This is a genomic window from Paenibacillus sp. 598K, from assembly GCF_003851045.1.
In the GTDB taxonomy this organism is placed as follows: domain Bacteria; phylum Bacillota; class Bacilli; order Paenibacillales; family Paenibacillaceae; genus Paenibacillus_D.
Genome location: NZ_BFBX01000150.1, coordinates 6,026 through 26,750 on the forward strand (window position 1 = coordinate 6,026; position 20,725 = coordinate 26,750).

At 58.6% G+C, this 20,725-nt stretch carries 20 protein-coding genes; 4 read left to right on the forward strand and 16 right to left on the reverse strand.

Annotated features, from left to right (window positions below):
• The 15 genes from PA598K_RS36710 to PA598K_RS31985 form a co-directional block, all read right to left on the reverse strand.
• The coding region (locus tag PA598K_RS36710; RefSeq protein ID WP_185602346.1) for an ABC transporter permease at window positions 1-642 on the reverse strand (642 nt) is incomplete at its 3' end.
• Window positions 639-1,403, reverse strand: a complete 765-nt coding sequence (locus PA598K_RS31920; protein WP_128660811.1) for an ABC transporter permease — start codon at window positions 1,401-1,403, stop codon at window positions 639-641. The genes PA598K_RS31920 and PA598K_RS36710, both read right to left, overlap by 4 nt.
• Entirely contained in the window at window positions 1,400-2,113 is a 714-nt protein-coding gene (locus PA598K_RS31925; protein WP_128660812.1) for an ABC transporter ATP-binding protein, read from the reverse strand. The genes PA598K_RS31920 and PA598K_RS31925 overlap by 4 nt, the downstream gene beginning before the upstream one ends.
• Window positions 2,114-2,253: 140 nt before the next feature.
• Window positions 2,254-3,261: a HAMP domain-containing sensor histidine kinase gene (locus tag PA598K_RS31930; protein ID WP_128660813.1), complete on the reverse strand. Its 1,008-nt coding sequence runs from the start codon at window positions 3,259-3,261 to the stop codon at window positions 2,254-2,256.
• The gene (locus PA598K_RS31935; RefSeq protein ID WP_128660814.1) at window positions 3,258-3,944 is read right to left on the reverse strand and encodes a response regulator transcription factor; all 687 of its coding nucleotides are present in this window, start codon (window positions 3,942-3,944) and stop codon (window positions 3,258-3,260) included. Before PA598K_RS31935 ends, PA598K_RS31930 begins: the two co-directional genes overlap by 4 nt.
• Before the next feature lie 45 nt (window positions 3,945-3,989).
• The gene (locus PA598K_RS31940) at window positions 3,990-4,751 is read right to left on the reverse strand and encodes a sugar phosphate isomerase/epimerase family protein (RefSeq protein ID WP_185602347.1); all 762 of its coding nucleotides are present in this window, start codon (window positions 4,749-4,751) and stop codon (window positions 3,990-3,992) included.
• 14 nt (window positions 4,752-4,765) lie between these two features.
• A complete protein-coding gene (locus PA598K_RS31945; RefSeq protein ID WP_128660816.1) occupies window positions 4,766-5,557 on the reverse strand; it encodes a hypothetical protein in 792 nt (263 codons plus the stop codon).
• Window positions 5,558-5,654: 97 nt separating this feature from the next.
• On the reverse strand, window positions 5,655-5,996 hold the full coding sequence (locus PA598K_RS31950) for a hypothetical protein (RefSeq protein ID WP_128660817.1): 342 nt from the start codon (window positions 5,994-5,996) through the stop codon (window positions 5,655-5,657).
• A 96-nt stretch (window positions 5,997-6,092) separates the two neighbouring features.
• Window positions 6,093-6,416 (reverse strand): hypothetical protein, encoded by a 324-nt coding sequence (locus tag PA598K_RS31955; RefSeq protein ID WP_128660818.1) that lies wholly within the window; start codon window positions 6,414-6,416, stop codon window positions 6,093-6,095.
• Between the two features lie 295 nt (window positions 6,417-6,711).
• On the reverse strand, window positions 6,712-8,004 hold the full coding sequence (locus PA598K_RS31960; RefSeq protein ID WP_128660819.1) for a pyridoxal-phosphate-dependent aminotransferase family protein: 1,293 nt from the start codon (window positions 8,002-8,004) through the stop codon (window positions 6,712-6,714).
• A 1-nt stretch (window position 8,005) separates the two neighbouring features.
• Window positions 8,006-9,289 (reverse strand): Zn-dependent hydrolase, encoded by a 1,284-nt coding sequence (locus tag PA598K_RS31965; protein ID WP_128660820.1) that lies wholly within the window; start codon window positions 9,287-9,289, stop codon window positions 8,006-8,008.
• Between the two features lie 23 nt (window positions 9,290-9,312).
• Window positions 9,313-10,719, reverse strand: a complete 1,407-nt coding sequence (allB, locus tag PA598K_RS31970; RefSeq protein WP_260405720.1) for an allantoinase AllB — start codon at window positions 10,717-10,719, stop codon at window positions 9,313-9,315.
• 270 nt (window positions 10,720-10,989) lie between these two features.
• Entirely contained in the window at window positions 10,990-12,138 is a 1,149-nt protein-coding gene (locus PA598K_RS31975) for an ABC transporter substrate-binding protein (protein ID WP_128660821.1), read from the reverse strand.
• Window positions 12,139-12,289: 151 nt separating this feature from the next.
• Window positions 12,290-13,210: an ABC transporter permease gene (locus PA598K_RS31980; RefSeq protein WP_128660822.1), complete on the reverse strand. Its 921-nt coding sequence runs from the start codon at window positions 13,208-13,210 to the stop codon at window positions 12,290-12,292.
• A complete protein-coding gene (locus tag PA598K_RS31985; protein ID WP_128660823.1) occupies window positions 13,207-13,968 on the reverse strand; it encodes an ABC transporter ATP-binding protein in 762 nt (253 codons plus the stop codon). Before PA598K_RS31985 ends, PA598K_RS31980 begins: the two co-directional genes overlap by 4 nt.
• Before the next feature lie 279 nt (window positions 13,969-14,247).
• Here PA598K_RS31985 and PA598K_RS31990 point away from each other — a divergent pair, with 279 nt between their 5' ends.
• Window positions 14,248-15,957 (forward strand): PucR family transcriptional regulator, encoded by a 1,710-nt coding sequence (locus PA598K_RS31990; protein ID WP_185602348.1) that lies wholly within the window; start codon window positions 14,248-14,250, stop codon window positions 15,955-15,957.
• A 566-nt stretch (window positions 15,958-16,523) separates the two neighbouring features.
• Here PA598K_RS31990 and PA598K_RS31995 read toward each other — a convergent pair.
• Window positions 16,524-16,859, reverse strand: a complete 336-nt coding sequence (locus PA598K_RS31995; protein ID WP_128660825.1) for a hypothetical protein — start codon at window positions 16,857-16,859, stop codon at window positions 16,524-16,526.
• A 223-nt stretch (window positions 16,860-17,082) separates the two neighbouring features.
• On the opposite strand from PA598K_RS31995, the gene PA598K_RS32000 reads away from it, so the two are divergent.
• The 3 genes from PA598K_RS32000 (at window position 17,083) to PA598K_RS32010 (ending at window position 20,724) form a co-directional block, all read left to right on the forward strand.
• Window positions 17,083-17,652: a DoxX family membrane protein gene (locus PA598K_RS32000; RefSeq protein WP_128660826.1), complete on the forward strand. Its 570-nt coding sequence runs from the start codon at window positions 17,083-17,085 to the stop codon at window positions 17,650-17,652.
• Between the two features lie 221 nt (window positions 17,653-17,873).
• Entirely contained in the window at window positions 17,874-19,559 is a 1,686-nt protein-coding gene (locus tag PA598K_RS32005; protein ID WP_128660827.1) for a sigma-54-dependent transcriptional regulator, read from the forward strand.
• Window positions 19,560-19,725: 166 nt separating this feature from the next.
• Window positions 19,726-20,724, forward strand: coding sequence for a 2-keto-3-deoxygluconate permease (locus tag PA598K_RS32010; protein WP_128660828.1), 999 nt, complete (start codon window positions 19,726-19,728; stop codon window positions 20,722-20,724).
• Window position 20,725 lies beyond the last annotated feature (1 nt).

Here is a 20,725-nt window from a genome sequence, read left to right on the forward strand (position 1 = left end):
CCACAGGACCACGCCTGCCGTATCCGGGAGATACCGGGCCCAGCCGACAGAATCCCGGATCAGCGGACCCGCTACGAAGTAGTAGCCAAGCACGAGGGCCACTGCCGGCAGCATGCGACGCAGCACCATCGCGATCGCCGCGCTTAGGAGGGTGGTCAATGTAAGGTATGCCGTCACTCCCGCCAGGGAGGTGGCGAGCTCATCCCGGGCAATAGGCGACGCCGTACCGTCGTAAAATATTTGCGTCACCAGTAGACCAGACGCCGACACCAGAATCGCCGCAGGGATAAGCGCAAAGGTCAGCACGAGCATGGCCGCTGCAAGCTGGGTCCCCCGTCGCGGCATCGCCATCAAGGTCGTGCGAATCTGTCCGCCATACTCGGAGCAAGCGATCAGTATGCCGAAGACCATAAATCCCGCTTGCGCATAGCTGACAGAGGCGAGCCCGATATCCAAGGCGCTGTCGATCGACACGATGCCCTGCAACGCCGCATTGGAGAAGGCAAACGCCAGCAGCAGATTGACGATAAAGGTGCTGCCGAGCACCATCCATGTCGTCGGCAACGAGCACAGCTTGGACAGCTCAGCTGCCATCGCCAGGCGCAGCTCGCGACCGAACGACCGAACTTCGGGCGCGCTCATACATCCCTCCGACAAAACGAAAAGGCTGCGACGCTCAATATCGAGAGCACCCAAACCGTCATGACGAGGCCGCCCCCTAACGGGGAGAGAGGACTGCCCGCGTCATCGATCTCATGAAACATACGAATCCCGGCCATATCCGGCAGGTAGTTCGCCCATCGGGTAATACGCGTCAGCAGATAAGACACCGTCATGACGGAGGTGTTCAGAATCAAAAAGGCCAGCGGCAAAGCAGCGTGCCGGGTCAGAAATGTAATCCCCAGTGCCAGGAGCGCCGTAAACGTCCAGTATAGGACGACCCCCATCAGCCGCGGCACATCTGCAACACCGATCACAGGCGCATATTCTCCAAGGATAAGCCGGATGACGCCCATTGTAACTGGAATGGTCAAGATGGCCAAAATCGCGCTGGAGGACGCAACGACGACCGCTTTGGACACGAAAAACTGAAATCGGGATGGCGCGGCGAGCAAGCTGGTCACCATCTGACGTCCATTCCCGGACTCTTCGCTCTCCGTGTAATACTCGCTGCTAATCGCAATGACCCCAAGAATAATAACGCCCGTGACGCCAAACGCCAGCTCTTCAAAGCCGATCGCAAATTGCACCACAGCTTGCGTACCTTTCGTGATCTCGGACAGCTCTTGGAACGCACGAAGGGCAGCGATGGCAGGAGCGACCAGCAATGCTAACGCTACAGCTAGCCAGGCAGCGGGCAAGGACATCAGCTTGGAGGCCTCTGCCGAGATGGCTTTCCTCATCGTTGGTCCCCCCTGCTCTGAGCCGTCGCAGCGAAAAACGCATCCTCCAGGGAACGATGCGTCCCCACAATCTCGGCCAGCGTACCGCTGGACACGATGCGCCCCTGATGAATAATGACGATGTCGTCTACCGTCTCGGCCGTCTCCCCCATCAAGTGGCTCGAAAGCAGCACGGTTCGCCCCGACGCCGCCCGCTCGCGCAGGAAAAGCCTCAACCAACGGATGCCTTCCGGGTCCAGCCCGTTCGTAGGCTCATCGAGGATGAGGATGTCCGGATCGCCGAGCAAGGCAGCCGCCAAGCCTAGTCGACGCGCCATGCCAAGCGAGTATTGGCCAACCTTTTTGGATGCGGCATGCGTAAGCCCTACCAGCTCCAGCACTTCATCCACCCGGGTACGGGGAAGTCTGGCAGCCTTCGCAATCCAGTGCAAATGCGCCCGCCCGGTCCGCAGGCGATGCGCGCCCGAGCCTTCAAACACAGCGCCCACAGTCGTTAATGGACGCGGAAGCTTGGCATACGGCATCCCCTGGATCAGCGCCGTTCCCGATGTGGCGTAGTCCAGCCCCAACAAGATGCGCAAGGTGGAGCTTTTGCCGGCGCCGTTGGGACCGAGGAATCCCGTCACGCGTCCAGGCTTCACTTCAAAGCTGAGCCCCTTCAAAATGTCGACGGAGCCGCGACGCTTGGTCAGTTGGTTGATCGTGAGCATGTATAACACCTTCCTATCGTTGTTATACTGCTCACGATATCAAGCGAAGCCTAATCTTAAGGAAGGGTTTGTCTAAGTTTCGTCTAATTTTTCAACTTTTCGTAGAAGGCCAGGTTGTGTAGACATGCCCAGGTTGATGGCTACTTGGCTTTCTCTATCCATAGCGTGGTCCCGATAGGCTGGTCATCCCATTGGATACGCAGCTTCATTTCCGCTAACATGAGCTTCGCCATCTCCAGCCCGATCCCGGCTCCACGGTTGGCGGATAGATGGTCCATCCCGGGCCCGCGATCCTTGATCCGTATTCGCTCCTGATCTACGTCCACCGCAATCCCGATATATCGCCCCTCCCTGGCATGGCGAAGTACATTTTGCAACAAATTGTCCAGCACGCGCATCATCCAACCCGGATCGATATCCCATGAAAATGTCCGGTCGTCCGGGATCTCGATGTCGATCTCGAAGCCTGCATCCTCAAAGACCGGATACCACGAAGCCAGCGATGCTCTGACCAGGCTCGGCACATCCGTCGACGTGGGCTCATACGGGTACTTGCCCGAGGTGAGCAAGGTATAGGACAACAGTTCCTCCATCAGCTCGTCGATCTGGGTAATCGTGCGGTCGGCTGCCGCGAGCGACGCTATCCCCTCCGGGCCAAGCGGCTCCTTGCGCAATCGGGAGGCATGTCCTCGCAGAGCCGTCAACGGCGTCCGCAGGTCATGCGACAGGTTGGCGATCCATCGTTTCCTTAGCGCCTCTTCCTCCTGCTCCCGCAAACGGCTGTCGCGCAGCTGACGGATCATCCGATTAAACGAGCTCGCGAGCTGGTCCACCTCATGCCTCCCCGAAGCGCGCTCGGGAACCGGCTCCGGAATCCACGACCCATCCTCAGGGAAGCGCATCGCCTGCTGCAGCTGGATCAACTGCCCGCGCAGACGATAAAAAAACACCCCGGAGAGCAAAATGAAAACCGCCATTACAAGCCCAATCAGGACCGGTACGCTGCCAAGTCGGTTCGCTGTATCCAGATCGCTCTGATCTGAGGACGGGGACACGCCGAAGACCAACACGAGCAGCATCACCGGGAGTAGAACAAGGCTCAGGAAGTGAAGGATCAGATACCGACGAAAGAAGGAAGCCTTCCTCATACCTTCACACGATATCCGAGCCCTCGAAGGGTCTGGATCAACTCCGGCTGGTTAGGATCCCGTTCAAGCTTCTCGCGAAGATGGCGGATATGGACAGACAGCGCTTTATCTCCTACCACGTACTTCTCGCCCCATACCTGCTCCCATATCTGCTCCTGCGTCAGAATCTGGTTCGGGTGCCGCAGGAAGCATTCGAGGATTTGAAGCTCCTTCCCCGTCAAGGCAATCTCCTCTCGGGTATCTGCGTTCATCACGGTACGTCCGTCCAGATCGACGAGGATATGCTGACCGAGCTTGATCGTCTCCGTCCGTCTCGCGCCATTGCGCCTCAGCAGCACCTCGATCCTCGCGACCAGCTCCTCCGCATGGAACGGCTTGGTCACATAATCGTCCGCGAACTTCAAGCCTTGCAGCTTGTCGTGGATAGCGGTGCGCGCCGTCAAGAGCAGCGTCGGGAGCGTCGGCATCGCTTTTTTTAACCTCTGGCCGATCGTGAACCCGTCCAACCCCGGCAGCATAATATCGAGGATGACCAGATCGCAGTCTCCCGCTTGCGCGACCGCTTCGATGTCGTCCCCGTTCAGCAGCCACTGAACCTCGTACCCCCGCTGCTCCAGCTCCTCCTTCACCCAGCCGCCGATGTCCGGGTTGTCCTCCACATACAAAATCCTCTTAGCACTCACGCTGCGACTCCTTTCTCTGTTATGCGGTGTTCAGAGAACGCTCCGCTACGATCCAAGCAATCGACGCAGCATACTGGCGTCCTCCAGGAACTGCTGCTGATCGTCATCAAGGACAAACTCAAGCATAGCAAAGCAATCGCCAGCCGCTGATGAACGGATGCGACGAAAAAACGCTGCCCAGGTCTCCGAGCCGTCAGAGAGCGGAAATCGCACCACGTCCTGCCAATAATACACATGCACATCTGCCAAAAAGGGCAGCACGCCGTCCAAAGATTCGAGCTGTTGTTCGTAGCCCATATGCGGGAGCGGCTGCCAATTCGTACGTACATTGGAATGGCCCGCCGCCTCTAGCAAAGCTATCGTAGATGCCAGGGTATCAGTCAAGGTATGGCCATGGAACTCCAAATGGATGCGGATGTTGTGCTGCTCCGCTTGATCGGCCACACGGATTAGATCCGAGGTTACCTGATCGCGCCATTCCGGACTGCTCTCCATGCTCCCCTTGTCCCCCGCCCAGATGCGGATGGCCGGAGCGCCCAAGGCTACCGCGCTCGAGAGAACCTCCTCAAAAGCCGGCCCATTCGGGTCATTCACCCCCGCTTTGTAATAAGAACCGTAGGAGGCTACGACGAGTCCGGCTTCATCCATCATGCGTTTGACTCGCTTGGCGGCAGCCACATCGCCATGGGGCACATGAATATCTCCTCCCCATTCGATGGCCTCAAGTCCAGCTTGAACCGTCAGCCTGATAATCTCTTCCGGCTGCAACTGACGAAACGTAACCGACAGCATTCCTGTTCGCAACATTCTCTCCTCCTTTGTTATACAATGCCCCATTTACCAAAGAGACGGGCGGCTGCATGCGGATTGTAGCCGTCTTGCCCTTGCCAGCCGTCCATCGCCATGAAGTCGTTGTCGGTTCTGCGCCCGATGCGCGGCAGTTTAGTGATCTCCAGCACTCCGGCATAGCCCAGAACCTCCATGATGACATCGCGCTCATTTTTGCTGGAAGGGAACACGTCATTCCAACGCTGCTCCAGCTTGCGCGCACTGTCTGCCGGCGAGCAAGCCCGGACTTCATCCAGCATACGGCGCAGGATGGCCACATCTTCATCCGTTACGACAGCAGGCGCCTCCTGGCTAAATTGGTCGAGATCAAACCAGCAGTAAAGCAGCCAATTGAGCCGAATGCCGCCCCATTTGATTCGTTCAAAGTTAAGCACGTTTAAATCCTCGCCAACGTATTGCTCCGACACGATAAGCTCTTGCTCCATGCACACCTTACAACCGCCCGTATCGGTTAAATTGGCCCGATAGGTATGCTCTGTCAAATCTTTCGTCAAGCTCCAACTGGACAGGGCGCTGCGCAGATGGGTTTGTCGCGTCGATAAGCTATGCAAAAATGCAGCGCTTACCTGATCAAGCGTAATGATCTTATGTAACTCTATTATTCGCCCAACCAATTCGTCGTGAGTGATGGTCAGAGGGTCAAACATTAAGCCGCAGCTGCGCGCATATTCGAATTCGTCGCCTGCAAACACCCTGTTTCCCGGCTTCCAACCCCCAGACCCCCAAAAGGTTTGCATTAAAATACGCTTTGCTTTCTTATCCAATTCGGGTGCCCTCCATGCTTTTATTTTTGCTTTATATTAGCATGGAACGAGGGAGCTTGTACAAAGCTCCCCTTGACTGGGGTACTCTATGATTCAGTTATTTTCTTCCTTCAACAAGAAACAGATGTGTCGCTCTATAATATATCTCGTCGATTTTAATGGCGATGGAATCCTTGGGGTCTACACCTTCAATTTCAAAAATGGCACTACCAACAGGGACGTCGTTCGACTCTCCATTACTCTCCGGTAGCGGTGTTTTTATCTTTTGAACTTTTCCAATTTCTTGCCCAATGTCCTTAGATGGAACCTCGGTTCGCGATAGACCGAAAAGGATATTGTCCAATACTACTGCACTAGGGTAAGTATCACTATTATTTGAACCTTGTGAACATCCACTGAGAATGATAGATAAAAGCAATCCCATCACCAGCAATCTCATTGTTATCCCTCCGTAGTGCAGTATAGATTGGACACTATGAAGCGAAGGAGTCGAGTAATAAACATTTGGCTCGCACGCCTTCACTTAGTCCAGAGTTTAACCAGTACGTTTTCTTTCCCAAAAATAAAATATCCAAATAAACACAATCAATATTATTACAGCCCAATACGATACATTCGTATTTGTGAAATGCTTCATATACCACAAAAACAAAAATAACATAGCCGCTCCTATATGACCAAAAATCAGTTTGTTTTTTATTTTACCTTTCAAATAGATAGTCAACAAAACTATAAATGCACTAACCCCTATAGAAGTTAAATGCATTTCTTGAGAACTACCCTGCAAAGAGATCCCTATTAACATTAATACAAGAATAAATAAAACTAAAAAAACAATACCTTTATGATTCCTCAACACAACGATCCCCTCCTTCGAACTTCTCCGATCTCCTGATTATACCATTAATACCATTGACGGATTGGAATATGAAGTGCGACAGCAAAATAGAAAGAATCTGCTAAAATGGTCTACCATTAGCTCTATGAAGGTAGGCTGGCGATGTTTGAAACGCAGGGGCGCTACGTCATGCCCCCTTGTCAATGAACAGACAAAAATAACCCTCTCAAAAGCTTTCACTTTCGAGAGGGCTGCACATATATCTACTATAATTCAAGAATCACTACATATCTTACCCCGATTTAGCCCAATCGAACTACGCCTGCACACGCTCCTCGGCCTCCACCGCCTGCCCCTCATAAACCCGCAACGCCGCCTGCACCGCTGCGCCCGCCACGACAGGGACGCCGTGCCAGGTGAGGACGGCCTCGAGCGCGCCGAGGGTGAAGAGGATGTTGCGCATGCTGCAGCTGTAGCCCATCGTGCCGATCCGCCAGATCTTGCCCTGCAGCGGGCCAAAGGAGCTGGCGATCTCCAGTCCGAAGCGGTCCAGCAGCATCGACCGGACCGACTCGCCATCGACGCCGTCCGGGATCGTAATGCAGGTGACGACCGGTAGCTTGGTCCGGCGATCGCCGTAGAGCGTCAAGCCCATCGCCTCGATGCCGCTCACCAACGCCTCCTCATGCTGCCGGTGTCTCGCCCAGCGCGCCTCGACGCCCTCCTCGGTGACGAGACGCAACCCTTCGTACAACGCATAGATCATGCTGGTCGCCTCGGTATGGTGGTTGAGCCGCGCCGGGCTCCAATAATCCTGGAGCTGGCTCAGGTCGAGATAGTTGCTGCGGATTGCATCCGATGCGAGCGACTCCCGCACCGCAGCCGTCGGCTCGACGGCAGTTGCTGCGGCTGCAGGGGCGCGCAGCCCGCGCTCGATCCGCTTGCGCTGCAGCAGCTTGGCCTCGGCCCGGCCGTTGTATGTGACCGGAGCGAGGCCCGCCGGGACGGACAGGCACTTCTGTGTGCCGCCGATGACGGCGTCAAGCTGCCACGCATCAGTCTGTACGGGGACGCCGCCCAGCGTGGCGACGGCATCGACGACGAGCAGCGCGCCGACCTCCCGGCAGGCGCTGCCGATCCCGTCCATCGGCTGGAGCTGGCCAGTCGAGGTCTCGCCGTGTACCATCGCCACGAGCTGCGGCTGATGCGTCCGGATCGCGCTGACGATCGTCTCGGGCGCGAAGGTCCGGCCCCACTCGCAGGACAGCGCGATTACCTGCGCGCCACATCGGGAGGCGATCTCGTGGAGCAAATAGCCGAAGCGGCCGTAGATCGGCACGAGCACGGTGTCCCCCGGCTCGATCAGACTGACCAGTGCCGCCTCCAGCCCGGAGCGCGATGTGCCGTCGACCGGGTACGCCCAGCGATTGGTTGTCTGGAAGACGTCCCTAAGTTGATCCATAACGGTGTTCATAAGCGAGGTGAACGCCGGGTCGAACTGTCCGACGATCGGAGCCGCCATCGCCCGCAGCACGCGAGGATCGACCTCGACCGGCCCCGGCGTCATGATCGTGCGCGGCGGCGGCGACCATCCTGGATATGTGCGCATGCTACTCCCCCTCCTTGTAGGCCAATTCATACAGCAGCTCCGCCAACACGAGCACGCCGAGCGCCAGCTCGCGCGGCGACGTATACTCCTCCGGCGAATGGGAGATGCCGCGTCGACTCGGTACGAACAGCAGCGCCGTCGGGCAGTGCCCGCCGAACATCTGCGCATCATGCCCGGCCCCGCTCGGCATACGCCGCGCAGCGATGCCGCGAGCGGTGCAGATCCGCTCCAGACGGCGGCTTAGCCAAGCGTCGAGCGGCACGGCCCGCTCCCGGAACCACTCCTCGAAGCCCGCCGTCAGCCCCCGCTGCGCCGCGAGCTGCGCGAAGGTCGTCCGCAGCCAGACGCAGAATGCATCGAGCTGCGCGTCGTCCGTATGTCTGGCGTCGACGGTGAACTGCACCTTGCCCGGCACGACATTCGGCACATTGGGGTACACCTGGAGCTTGCCGACGGTGGCGACGAGCGGCGCGCCGCGACGGATCGCCTCCTGCCGCAGCAGATGGATCATCAAGGCTGCTCCCTCAAGCGCATCCTTGCGCAGATGCATCGGGGTCGTCCCAGCATGGTTGGCCTCGCCGATCAACTCGACGTAGAGCCGCCGCTGACCGGCGATCGAATCGACGATACCGACAGCCAGCCCCTCCGCTTCGAGTACGCCGCCCTGCTCGATATGCGTCTCGACGAAGGCGCCGATATCGCGACGCAGCGCAGGTCTGGCGCTACCAGCGCCGAAGCCGCAGGCTGCCATCGCAGCGCCGAAGCCCGTCCCCTCGCTGTCGATGAGCGGCGCAATCTGCGCATGGGAGCGCCGGCCGACGATGCTGCCGGAGCCCCAATACGCCAGCGGGAAGCGACTCCCTTCTTCCTCGCATAGAGAGACCACCTCCAGCGAGCGCAATGGCTGTCCATACCGCCGCTCCAGGTAGCGCAGCGCCACCAGCCCGGCGACGATGCCGTAAGCGCCGTCATACTTGCCGCCCTGGACGACCGTGTCGATATGCGAGCCGGTGACGATCGACGGCGCGTCAACCTGCTTGCCCTGCAGCTTGCCGTACAGATTGCCGACTTCGTCATAGGCCGTCTCCAGTCCCTGGCTCGTCATCTTGGCCGCCAGCCCTTGCTGCGCGGCCAGCCACGACTTCGAGTAGAGCAGCCTCGTCACGCCGATGCCGTCGCCCTCGCTGTAGCCGGCCAGCCAGTCCAGCTTATCCGTCACCTCCGCTTCCAGCCAGTTCAGCAGCCCTTCTTGCTCTTGCGGTTGAGATAATAGCTCCTGCTCCATGGCCGCCCCTCCTCGTATTGCTGTTATCGATGTCCCAGTCGCGCTCCGCCCCCTCGTGCTGTCAGTCCGGACGCCGTGTCATAGACGAGACGACCGCGACTGTAGACAGAGACGATCCGGCAGTGCATCGTCCGTCCGAGATATGGACTGATCCGGTGCCGCTGCAGCAGATGCTCCGGCTCCAGCCGATAGGTGCTACCGAGATCTAGCAGCGCCAGATCGGCGTCTGCGCCGACGCGAATCTCGCCTTTGCGCGGATGCAGTCCGAAGCGCTCGGCTGGCGCGAGCGACAGCAGCCGACTGAGCAGCGGCAGCGGCAGACCGCGCCGCACATGACCTTCGCCGACTAGCAGCTCGAGCGAGCTCTGCGCCCCTGCGATGCCGCCCCACACGTCGAAGAAATCCGTCCGTTCCTTCAGCTCCGACGGACATGGCGAGTGATCCGAAGCTATCAGGTCGATCGCCCCCTCTGCCAGCAGCGTCCACAGCGCTTCCTGCTCCGTCGCGTCGCGCAGCGGCGGCGCACACTTCGCCACAGCGCCACAACGCTCCATATCATCCGCCGTCAGCGTCAGATAGTGCGGGCAGGTCTCCCCCGTCACATCCAGCCCCCGGCTCCGCGCCTCGCGGATGAGCCGGATCGCCGCAGCGCTGCTGATATGGACGAAGTGAACGGCGCAGCCCGTCTGCTCCGCATAGAATAGCGCACGGCTCACCGCCTCCAGCTCAGCCAACACCGGACGCGTCGCCGCATAGTCCGGCGCCGATGTCCGGCCTGCCTCGCGGGCTTGCCGCGCCAGCGCCGAGACGAGCGGCTCGCTCTCTGCATGGAGCGCCAGCACCCGGCCCAGTCTGGCGATGATGCGCATCCCTTCCAGCAGCGTATGATCGTCGACCTCGCGGAATGCCTCCTCCGACGGATCGCCGGGCGAGGACAGGAACGCCTTGAATCCAGTCACGCCCGCGGCAGCCAGCCCTTCCAGCTCGCCTAGCTTGCCCGGTACCAGTCCGCCCCAGAGCGCATAATCGATATGGACGCGCCCCTCAGCCGCCTCCAGCTTGCGCTGCAACGCCGACACGCTCACGGTCGGCGGGATGCCGTTGAGCGGCATATCGATCAGCGTCGTGCAGCCGCCAGCGGCAAGCGCTGCACTGCCGGTGTCGAAGCCCTCCCAGTCGCCGAGCCCCGGCTCGTTCAGATGGACATGGCTGTCGACCATCCCTGCCATGACGGTCAGACCCTCGGCATCGACGGTCTGAGCGGCTGCGCCCTCCAGCGCTTCTCCGAGCTGGACGATTCGACCGTCCCGGACGGCGATGTCGAGCCTTCTTACTTCATCCTTCAGGACGACCGCGCCGCCCTTGATGATCAGATCGAGTGTCGTCTTGCGGTCCATCATTACGCCTCCTTGCAGTCTCCCGTCATACATGTGCAGGCCTATCCTGCATACGATCAGCGCGGGGAAGGGGAGCACGCTTCGCAGTTAGCGACTCATAGTCGGGGCTCGTAGCCATAGCTCTTGTCTCCCGACTCGTGGCCCGTAACTCTTGGCTCGTGACTCACGACTCCCTCTTCCTCTACACGCCTTATCGTTCGCTCATTCCACTATGTCTCCCAGCACCCTCTCCTAATACTCCGACTCGGCCGACACGCGCCTCATCGTTCGTTTACCCACAGGGGAGACTTGCTGTAGAGCCTTTTACTTCAGCGGCTCGACGATCAGCGACGGGTCAACTGCTTCCAGCAGCGACAGGTCGTGGTACGAGGCCGGATCGGGGATCGAGGTAATATTGCCTACAGATTGAAGATATTCGCCGACAGCCGGTCCGTTGCTTCCATTTACATACGAAGCGTCAACTTCCATCGAATAGACGTTGCGGCCCATAATTTCCGTCAGCTCTTCCACGCTCAATCGCAGCTCCGGCGCCAGGATTTCGATCGCCTCTGCGCGATTATCGTTGATGTAGTCCGTCGCCTTTTGCAGCGCCCGCAGCACCGCCTTGAGGGTATTGGGATTAGCCTTCAGGAAGTCGTCGGTCACCTGGATCGTCGTATGCACGCTCATCCATTCGACATCGCCTGGATTATCCGGCAGCTCGCTCTTGGTACCGCTGAACAGGAACTTACCGCCGCCCTGGATCGCTTTGGTGATGAACGGCTCCCAGCTGGCCATCGCATCGATGTCGCCGCGCTCCAGCGCAACCACGGCATCGCTTGGCGCCAGGTTGACGTACTTGATCTTGCTCGCATCGACGCCGAGCTCGGCGGCCATATTGTTGATCGCGATCATGACATCGGCGCCGCTCGGGATGCCGATCGTCTTGCCTTCGAGATCCTTGGCGCTCGTCAACTCCAGGTCGGCCGAGCCGACGACAGCCTGCGTGCCAGCGATCTGGGCGAGCGGGGCGATGATCTTGACCGGGACGTCCGTCGACTTCAGGATGATGTCCATAAAGTTGGTCTGGATGCTCACCTTGGCGCTGCCTCCAGCGACCATCGGCCCAATGTCCGGTCCGCTCTCGATCAGCTGACTCGTCACGTCCAGCCCTTCATCGGCGAAATAGCCAAGCTTGTCGGCGATAATCTGCTGCGAGGAGATCTGCGCATCCCGCACCCCAACCAGCGTCAAGCTCTTCGTCTCGAGCGCTTCGTCCGTCGTCTCTCCCTCGCCCTCGGCAGGCGTCTCCGTCGTCGTAGCTGGCGTGTTGTTCGCCGTATTGTTGGACGCATTGCTTGGCGTGTTGCCCGTTGTATTGCTCGGTGCGTTGCCTCCGCAGGCTGCGAGCAGCAGCAGCAATGCCATAGCGGCAGCCAGCATAGGTCCCCATTGCAGTGTTTTCTTGATCATCGATATTGCCTCCCTTTAATAGATATCATATAGCAAGCGACTGGCTGCCTGGCTCGACTGTCCGCTATAAGCAGTCAGTGCAGCCTGGCGGCTGAGGCGGGACGATGCCCGCCATCTCTATCTAGCGCGCAGCACCATGCCTGCATCAGCATTATTCCAGCGCATCCCGCAGACCGCCCTTGCGCCAGGCGAGCACTCTGCGCTCGATGAGCTTGAGCAGATACGAGAACAGACTGTACTCCAGCCCGATCAGGATGATCGCGACGAACATGTTCGTAATTTTGAAATAATTGCGCGCATCGACGATCATGTACCCGAGTCCCGAGCTTGCCCCCATCATCTCCGAGACGATCAGCGCCGAGAACGACAGCCCCAGACTGACCTGGGCGCCGACGAGGAAGTTCGGGATCGCCGCGGGCAGCATGACGCGCGTAAAGATCTGCCGCTCCGATGCGCCCAGACTGAGCGCCGAACGGATGAGCGTGGAGGGCACCGACTTGAAGCCGTCCAGCGTGTAGACCAGCACCGGGATGAATGTCGTCCAGGCGATCAGCAGAATCTTCGGAAACTCGCCGATCCCAAACCAGATGATAAACAGCGGCAGCAGCGCCAACGCCGGGATCGGGCCGATCAGATTGAGCACCGGCGAGAACCAGCGCTCTACCGCGCGGAACTTGCTCATGAATACGCCGAGCGCAACGGCCAGCAGACTGCCGAACACAAAGCCGACGGCGATCCGAATCGTACTCGAGATGATGCTCTCGGCGATGATGCCGGTCTGCGCCAGCGCCCAGCCTTCCCGGACGAGTACGCTCGGCGCGGGCAGGAAGCGCGGATTGAACAGCGTCAACGTCTCGTTGAGACGGGAGAAGCCCTCCCAGACGAGGAAGAAGACGATCGCTGGCAGCACATTGTATCGTTGGAAGAAGGACAGCCTCGGCACCGTACGTACGCCCCGCCGCCTGCCCGGCTTGACGCCGACCACCTTGGCCACGCTCGCCTCTCCACCGCCTTCAGGCGTCGCGGTCGCCGCATGCAGCTCCTTGACTGTCGTCAGCTTGGCTCCGCTCATGACGATCCCACCTTTTGCAGCGCGGCCTGCGGCTCTTCATCCATCAGGATGCGCTCGATCCGGCTCATCATCTTGCCGAAGCCCGGCGAGTGAAAGGAGCGCGGATGCGGCAGCCCTACCTCGAAAATATCGCTCACCTCGCCATGCTTCATCACGACGACCCGATCAGCCAGGCTGACAGCCTCGCTAATGCTGTGCGTGACGAACAGGATCGTCGGCTTCAGCTTGGCGCAGATGTTCTGCAGCTCGATCCGCATCGTCTCGCGCGTCAGCACGTCAAGCGCGCCGAACGGCTCATCCATCAGCAGGATCTCCGGCTGTCCGGCCAATGCCCGGGCGATCCCGACCCGCTGCTTCATGCCGCCGGACAACTCGGCCGGATAACTGTCAGCGCAAGCCTCCAGTCCGACCAGCTCCAGGAACTCCCGGGCGGTCTGCCGCGCCTGCGCCTTGCCTGCCTTTTGCACCTCGGGTCCGAAGGCGATATTGTCCAGCACAGTCATCCAGGGGAAGAGCGCATGATCCTGGAACACCATCCCCCTCGACTTCGATGGACCCTTGACTGGCTCGCCGTCCACGCTGATCGTTCCTGTGTCGGGGTGCAGATAGCCGGCGATCATATTCAGGAGCGTGGATTTGCCGCAGCCGCTGTGTCCCAGGATACAGATGAATTCATGCTCGTGTACGACGAGATTAACGTCCCTCAAGATCGATCGCTCACCGAAGCCTTTGCCTACATCCTTTACTTCCAGCTTCATGCCATCAACTCCGTTCCTTAATATAGATCGTTCCAATAGTCAGCTTGGTGCTGAAAACCAAACTTTTTGAATGCTAAACAAGATGTCATATAACCTTACTCATTTGAGTGATGTACTCATCATACCCCCTCCCATAACAATTGTCATTGTTTAAGTTAACTAAAATCCGACGGCCTTCTTTGCCTATTTTGTACAATAAACCTTTTACATCCACCTCGATCCGTGATATAAATATGTCATATATTATAACGCAACTTATGAATGGAAGGAGGTCTGTCGATGCAGCTCCATCAGCTCCTCTCCTTGCCGCTCTATACGAATGCTCGGGTCGTCGCCGGCACCAGCGGCCTCCACGGTCGGCACGTGCTCTCTGTAAACATCATGGACGCGCCCGACATTATCCATTATCTGAAGCCGCACGAGCTGCTGCTGACCACCGCCTATGCGATCAAGGATCATCCCGAGGCGCTGCTGACGCTGGTCGGACATATGGCCGAGGTCGGCTGTGCGGGCATCGCGCTCAAGACGAAGCGTTTTTTTGAGGAGGTGCCGGAGGCGGTCGTCCGGCTCGCCGACGAGCTGGCCTTCCCGATCATCGAGCTGTCGCTGGACTACTCGATCGGCGAGCTCGCCAACCAGTCGCTCAGCTACATCCTCGAGAAACGTACCGATGAACTACACTACGCGCTTACCACGCACAAACAGCTATCGCAGCTGATCCTCAAGGGCGAGAGCACGCCGGAGATCATCGATGCGCTTGCTACATTGATCGGCGCGACTGTGCTGCTGCTCGACACGGAGCTGAAGCTGGTGCATAACAGCCCGCTATCCGACAGGGGAAAGGCAGGCGGTCCCACTCAGACCGATCATGCGGATACAACTGAAGACTGGCTGGCGGCGCTGCGCGCAACCTTCCCTGCGCCGCCGGACGGCTTCATCGAGCTTCCGCTGCACGCGGGAGCCCCATCGCAAGCGGACATTACCGCTCGCCTCCTCCCCATCTACACGTTCCAGCCCGAGGGTTATCTGGTCGCGCTCGCCGACTGGGACGGCCGGGATCAGGCGTTGACCCGACATGCGATGGAACAAGCGGCCAACGTCATCGGACTGGAGCTGGTGAAGAAGCAAGCGGTACAGGAGCGGTCGCGACGGTACAAAAACGAATTTTTCTCCGACTTTGTCGACGGTCTGATCACCTCTGAGCAGGAGCTGCTGCACCGCAGCCGCTATTATAACCTGCTGCATCATCCCGTCTATATCTGCGTCGTTGCCAAGCTCGATCCCCGGCGGGGCAACGCAGGGATAAGCGATCCGCCGCTCGCCCTCAATCCGCTAATCTCCGACCGCGACCGTCACTACCAACTGCTCAAGCAGGAGTTCGCCGAGCTGAGACTGCCCTTCGTGCTGTTCACCAAAAACGACACCTTCTGCAGCCTGCTCGCGATCCCCGGTACATCCGGCGATGACGTCCCGCAGGAGCAGACACTCCTCCAGCAGCTCCGCAAGCTCGTCCAGCGCTTGATCGACGAACACGATACGCCCGTCTCGATCGGCATCGGCAATCCCGTCTCCAAGCTCACCGACATCCCGCTCTGCTACAAGGAGGCGAGCAAGGCGCTCGCCCACGGCTACGAGGCAGGCAAGCAGCAATTCGTGCAGCCGTATCGCGAAAAAGACTTGACTAATCTGCTGCGACTGCTGCCGCAGGAGGAGATGCGGGAGTACTACACGCAGACCTTCAAGGATCTGCTCCAGCTCGAGGATAAGGAGCGCATCGAGTTGATGAAGACGCTCCATACGTTCTACGAGACGCACTGTCAGCTCGCCGAGACAGCCAAACGCCTCTACGTACACCGCAACACCGTCATCTACCGGCTGGACAAATGCCAGCGCCTGACTGGCCGCGAGCTTCGCGACGCCGCCGAAAGCCTGCGCTTCCGCACCGCGTTTGCAATGGAGCCGCTGCTCTCGACGGAGAGTGTAGGCTGACGAAGGTGACGTTGATTAGCCCTTCCTCACGCCAAACAGGGCCTCTGATAAGGAGGCCCTCCAGAATAACTAGTAAATTGCTCCCTAATTAATGTTCTCTATCTCACGTTTTAATCCAAACAAAGGCCGGATAGTAATACATGCAAAAGTACGTTTATTTTCGGCGAAACGAGGTGGAAACAAGCATATAAATGCAAATGTGCACTTAAATGAGGCGGATTCCCCTGACGGTGTGCTTTTTCCCAAAAACAACTGCACTTTTGCATTAAAATCCCTATTGCACGGGCTTTGGAGCATAAATAGAGGTAGTATTGCAGTTAAGCAAAACCAGCGACCGCATGAGAATCGCTCCTACGCAGGCCATGCGCGAATCGGAATGGAGCAGGCCTCACCTCAATAAGCAAAGAAGACGCGAAATCACGAAACGCCCATAGGAACGGTATTTCAGGATCACACCACTAGGGCGCATTGGGCCTATCAAACGCACACCCACCTCGACCCGCACTGGGTCGCATGGGCTTATTAGGCTTACACACCCACTTCGACCCACGCTTGATCATATGGGCTTACTGTGCGTACACGCACCCCGAGCCGCCTTGGATCGTGATGGTCAGCGTCGAGCCCAGGGCGGCATAGATGACTTGCGTGCCACCGTTGTAGATGTTCATATAGGGTGATCCGTACATGTAGACGGTCGCATACGACCCGAGGTCGCCGTAGTAAGACAGCTCGACCGGACCGTTGGCCACCGGCGTCAAGGTGTGCGGTCCAGCCCCGCAAGCGCTCCCGCCCACAACCAACGTATCGGCAGCCGCGAAGCCGACACTCAACATCGATAGCAGCATCCCCGCGAGCAAAAGCAGGGCCGCCTTCCTTCCAACCTTCTCAATATGCCTCTTCATACCTCATCCCTCCCTGTACATAGCGCTGCCTGCCCCCTCACATGGGTCGATCGGTCAGGCTTTTGGGCAAAACAAGAACTATACGATGCAACCTGCGACACAAGTTATGCCCCAAATTCGGACAACCTGGAGGGGTTCATCTATCGAGAGATATGGGCTATAATGGGGATGGCGCTGGAAACGTCGCCCAATCTATTCAACATCGTACAGGGGGAACTTACTCATGAACACACACAAATCACCATCAGGGGCGATACTCGTCCCGGACAATCCGGTATCACAATTTTTGTTCAGCAATACCAAGTCCGCACTGATCTGGCTCATCGTCCGTCTCTACCTCGGCTATGCCTGGCTGACGGCTGGCTGGAAAAAGGTCAACAGCAGCGCTTGGGTCGGCGACGATGCCGGCGCCGCTCTGAGCGGCTTCGTCAATGGCTCCCTGGCCAAAGCCGCCGATGGCGGAGATGTGACCGGATGGTACGCGACCTTCCTTGAGAATGCGGTGCTGCCTAACGCCAAGCTGTTCTCCTACTTCGTCGCCTTCGGCGAGTTACTCGTCGGTCTGGGCCTGATCCTTGGGCTGCTCACGGGCATCGCTGCTTTCTTCGGCGCCATCATGAACGTCAGCTTCCTGTTCGCTGGCACACTGAGCACCAACCCACTGCTCTTCATCCTGGCCACCTGGCTAGTCCTCGCCTGGAAGGTCGCAGGCTGGTACGGTCTGGACCGCTGGGCGCTGCCGATCCTCGGTACGCCGTGGAATCGTCGCGGCAACCGCGACAAAGCCGCCTGATCCTGACTCGCACGCAGCAGCAGGTAGCCGCAAGCTCATGATGCTCTACTGACATAACGCGACATGACGCATCAACAGACAGAACCTTCCGAGCCTCGCCGCGAGCGAGCCGGGAGGTTCTGCTGCGTTTGGTGATCAGGATTTGAACCGGGGCTGTCATCGGCTATAATGAGAGGAGTGCCGCAAGGCTTCGACGCTCTACTAACTACAGGGGGACTACCATGACCATCCGCATTCATATCGTCGCACCGTACCCCTCGATGCTCTCGATTATCGAGGAGAGTCTGCCGCTCTTCCCCGAGCTTGCCATACATTACTCTGTCGGCGATCTGGAGAGCGGCGTACGGGAAGCCATCGCCGCCGAGCAGCAAGGCGCCGATCTGATTATTAGTCGCGGCGGCACAGCTCGTCTGATCAAGCAAGCCGTCCAGGTGCCGGTCATCGATATGCAGTTATCCGGCTACGACATGATCCGCTCGCTGATGCTCGCCAGCAACCTTAACGAAAAGACCGCTATCGTCGGCTTTGCCAATATTACGTCGGGGGCGCAGGCGATTATCGACCTGCTCGACTTGCCGCTCAAGGCCTTTACCGTCACGACCTCCGAGGAAGTCGCGCCGCTGCTGCTCGATCTGCGTAGTCGCGGCTACAAGCAGATCGCTGGCGACGTCATCACGCTGAAGACGGCCAACGCTTACGGTCTCCGAGGCTTCCTCATCCAGTCCGGCAAAGAATCGATCGTCAAAGCGCTAGAGGATGCCAAGCTCATCTTCGGCTATCTGCATCGGAACGATCGGCTGGCGCAGGTATTCGAACAACTCGCCCTGCACCGACATGCCAACCTGATCGTCACTGATCCGGCTCAGCGCGTCATCTACGAGAAGTTGCCGGCATGGGAGAGCAATCCGTTAACCGCAGAGCAACTGTCGCTGCTCCACAATGAATGGCCCTCCGAGGCCACAGGCCCCATCGTCAAAAAACTGACCGACGGCTCGACAATCCTGCGCGTAGAACGATACCGGTACCGGATCGGAGACGAGTCGTATACCGTCTATGCGCTGCAGGCAAGCGAGCCGGAGTTGGCCGACCAGGAAGGCATCGTCGCCCGTCACCTGACGCACAGCGAACCGCTGGCCGATCAGTCGCCGGTCATCCGCGGCGTATTGGAGCGTATCCGGACCCTATACCGCAACAACGAGCCGATCTTCCTCCAGGGCGAACGCGGGACAGGCAAAGCCTTCCTCGCCAGCCACATACATCACGAGCTCGCGCCCGAGGGCATGCTGCTGTCGATCGATCTCGCGCAGACCGGGATGAAGGCGGTAGAGGAGCTGTCCTTGTCGATGGTGTCGACGATCAAGCTGCTGCATCCGGGGAAGGCCGAAGAAGACCAGATTGTCCGCTTTGTCCGTCGTTGTCGCGAGCGAGAGGTGCGTCTATTCCTGATCGACGAGCAGGCTCCGCCGCTGTCGCTCTTGCGCGAGACGGACGCTGCGCATCTGATCCTGCCCGGGCTGGAGGAGCGTACGGAGGATATCGAGACGCTGGCGCACTACTTCCTCTCCGCCTGTAACCAGCGCTACGGCACGACCGCCGTCCGATTGCATGCGGAGGCGCTGACGCTGCTGCAATTGCACCGTTACCCGCAGCACATCGACGATCTGCGACAACTGGTCAAGCAACTGGCGCTCAATGAACGGGATTACGTCATCCAGGCAGACACCGTTCGCCGGATCATCGCCGCATCCGATACGCCGCCCGCCTGGCATGCTCCTCAAGGAACGTTGAAGGAAATCGAAAAACAAGTGATCCAGGCTGTATTGCAAGAGGAAAATTACAACCAATCCCGCACAGCTGACAGACTGGGGATTAATCGAGCCACATTATGGCGAAAACTAAAGGAATGATTCCTTTGGTTTTCGCTTTTTCTATGACAAAAAGTGTTGCAATATTAAACATTTTTATTTAACCGACATTTAGTTTGATGAAAAGTGTTGCTTTTATAAACATCATCCATTAAGATGGTCCATGTAATCGCTTTTATAACAACCTGTTGAGAGGGAGTCGTGTACAATGAAAATTAAAGCGACGTTAGATCGTATCCCCGGAGGAATGATGGTCGTGCCGTTGCTGCTCGCTGCAACGATCAACACCTTGTTCCCCGATTTACTGCGAATCGGCGGCTTTACTGAAGCGCTGTTCGTCAATAGCGCAAGCGCGCTGATCGCGTTGTTCCTGCTGATCGCGGGCACGCAGATCAATCTGCGCACGGCCCGCGCTTCGGTCGCCAAGGGCGTCACCCTGCTCGTCGTCAAATGGCTGGTCGGCGCGCTGGTCGGACTGCTCGCATACTGGCTGGCGGACAACAACGGCCTGTTCCTCGGTCTTGCCCCAATCGCGATCATCGGCGCTATGACCAATTCCAACGGCGGCTTGTACATCGCCCTGGCCGGCCAATACGGCAAGGAAGAGGACAAGGCAGCCTACCCGTTCCTCGCGCTGAGCGACGGACCGTTCCTGACGATGGTGGCGCTCTCCATCTTCGGAGCGATGGGCTTTGCCGAAGGCATGTTCTCCGCCACCTCCTTTATCGCTGTACTGTTGCCGCTCGCGGTTGGCATCATCCTGGGCAACCTGGACAAGGACATGGGCGATTTCCTGTACAAGGGCAGCGACAAGCTCGTGCCGTTCTTCGCCTTTGCGCTCGGGATGGGCATCAACTTCAACGCCATCATCAAAGGCGGCCTGAGCGGCATCATGCTCGGCGTCATCACTGTCATCCTGACGGGCGGAGGACTATACGTCCTGTTCAAAATGCTCGGCTGGAACCCGATCGTCGGCGCAGCCGAGGGATCGACCGCCGGCAACGCTGTCGGTACTCCGGCTGCGATCGCTGCCGCTAACGTCGCCTTTGCGCCGATCGCCGAGCTCGCCACCGTACAGATCGCAGCCAGCGTCGTCACGACAGCCATACTGCTGCCGATCTTCATCGGCTTCTTGTCCAAGCGGCTGGAAAAGGAGCCCGGAGGGCTCGCCAAGTACAACGAAGCGGCGGAGAAGCGACAGGGCTGAA

Coding starts and splice junctions, on each gene's coding strand:
- PA598K_RS31920 (WP_128660811.1), bottom strand. CDS start 1,403: ATGAGGAAAGCCATCTCGGCAGAGGCCTCCAAGCTGATGTCCTTGCCC.
- PA598K_RS31925 (WP_128660812.1), bottom strand. CDS start 2,113: ATGCTCACGATCAACCAACTGACCAAGCGTCGCGGCTCCGTCGACATT.
- PA598K_RS31930 (WP_128660813.1), bottom strand. CDS start 3,261: ATGAGGAAGGCTTCCTTCTTTCGTCGGTATCTGATCCTTCACTTCCTG.
- PA598K_RS31940 (WP_185602347.1), bottom strand. CDS start 4,751: ATGTTGCGAACAGGAATGCTGTCGGTTACGTTTCGTCAGTTGCAGCCG.
- PA598K_RS31950 (WP_128660817.1), bottom strand. CDS start 5,996: ATGAGATTGCTGGTGATGGGATTGCTTTTATCTATCATTCTCAGTGGA.
- PA598K_RS31960 (WP_128660819.1), bottom strand. CDS start 8,004: ATGCGCACATATCCAGGATGGTCGCCGCCGCCGCGCACGATCATGACG.
- PA598K_RS31965 (WP_128660820.1), bottom strand. CDS start 9,289: ATGGAGCAGGAGCTATTATCTCAACCGCAAGAGCAAGAAGGGCTGCTG.
- allB (WP_260405720.1), bottom strand. CDS start 10,719: ATGTATGACGGGAGACTGCAAGGAGGCGTAATGATGGACCGCAAGACG.
- PA598K_RS31975 (WP_128660821.1), bottom strand. CDS start 12,138: ATGATCAAGAAAACACTGCAATGGGGACCTATGCTGGCTGCCGCTATG.
- PA598K_RS31980 (WP_128660822.1), bottom strand. CDS start 13,210: ATGAGCGGAGCCAAGCTGACGACAGTCAAGGAGCTGCATGCGGCGACC.
- PA598K_RS31985 (WP_128660823.1), bottom strand. CDS start 13,968: ATGAAGCTGGAAGTAAAGGATGTAGGCAAAGGCTTCGGTGAGCGATCG.
- PA598K_RS31990 (WP_185602348.1), top strand. CDS start 14,248: ATGCAGCTCCATCAGCTCCTCTCCTTGCCGCTCTATACGAATGCTCGG.
- PA598K_RS31995 (WP_128660825.1), bottom strand. CDS start 16,859: ATGAAGAGGCATATTGAGAAGGTTGGAAGGAAGGCGGCCCTGCTTTTG.
- PA598K_RS32000 (WP_128660826.1), top strand. CDS start 17,083: ATGAACACACACAAATCACCATCAGGGGCGATACTCGTCCCGGACAAT.
- PA598K_RS32005 (WP_128660827.1), top strand. CDS start 17,874: ATGACCATCCGCATTCATATCGTCGCACCGTACCCCTCGATGCTCTCG.
- PA598K_RS32010 (WP_128660828.1), top strand. CDS start 19,726: ATGAAAATTAAAGCGACGTTAGATCGTATCCCCGGAGGAATGATGGTC.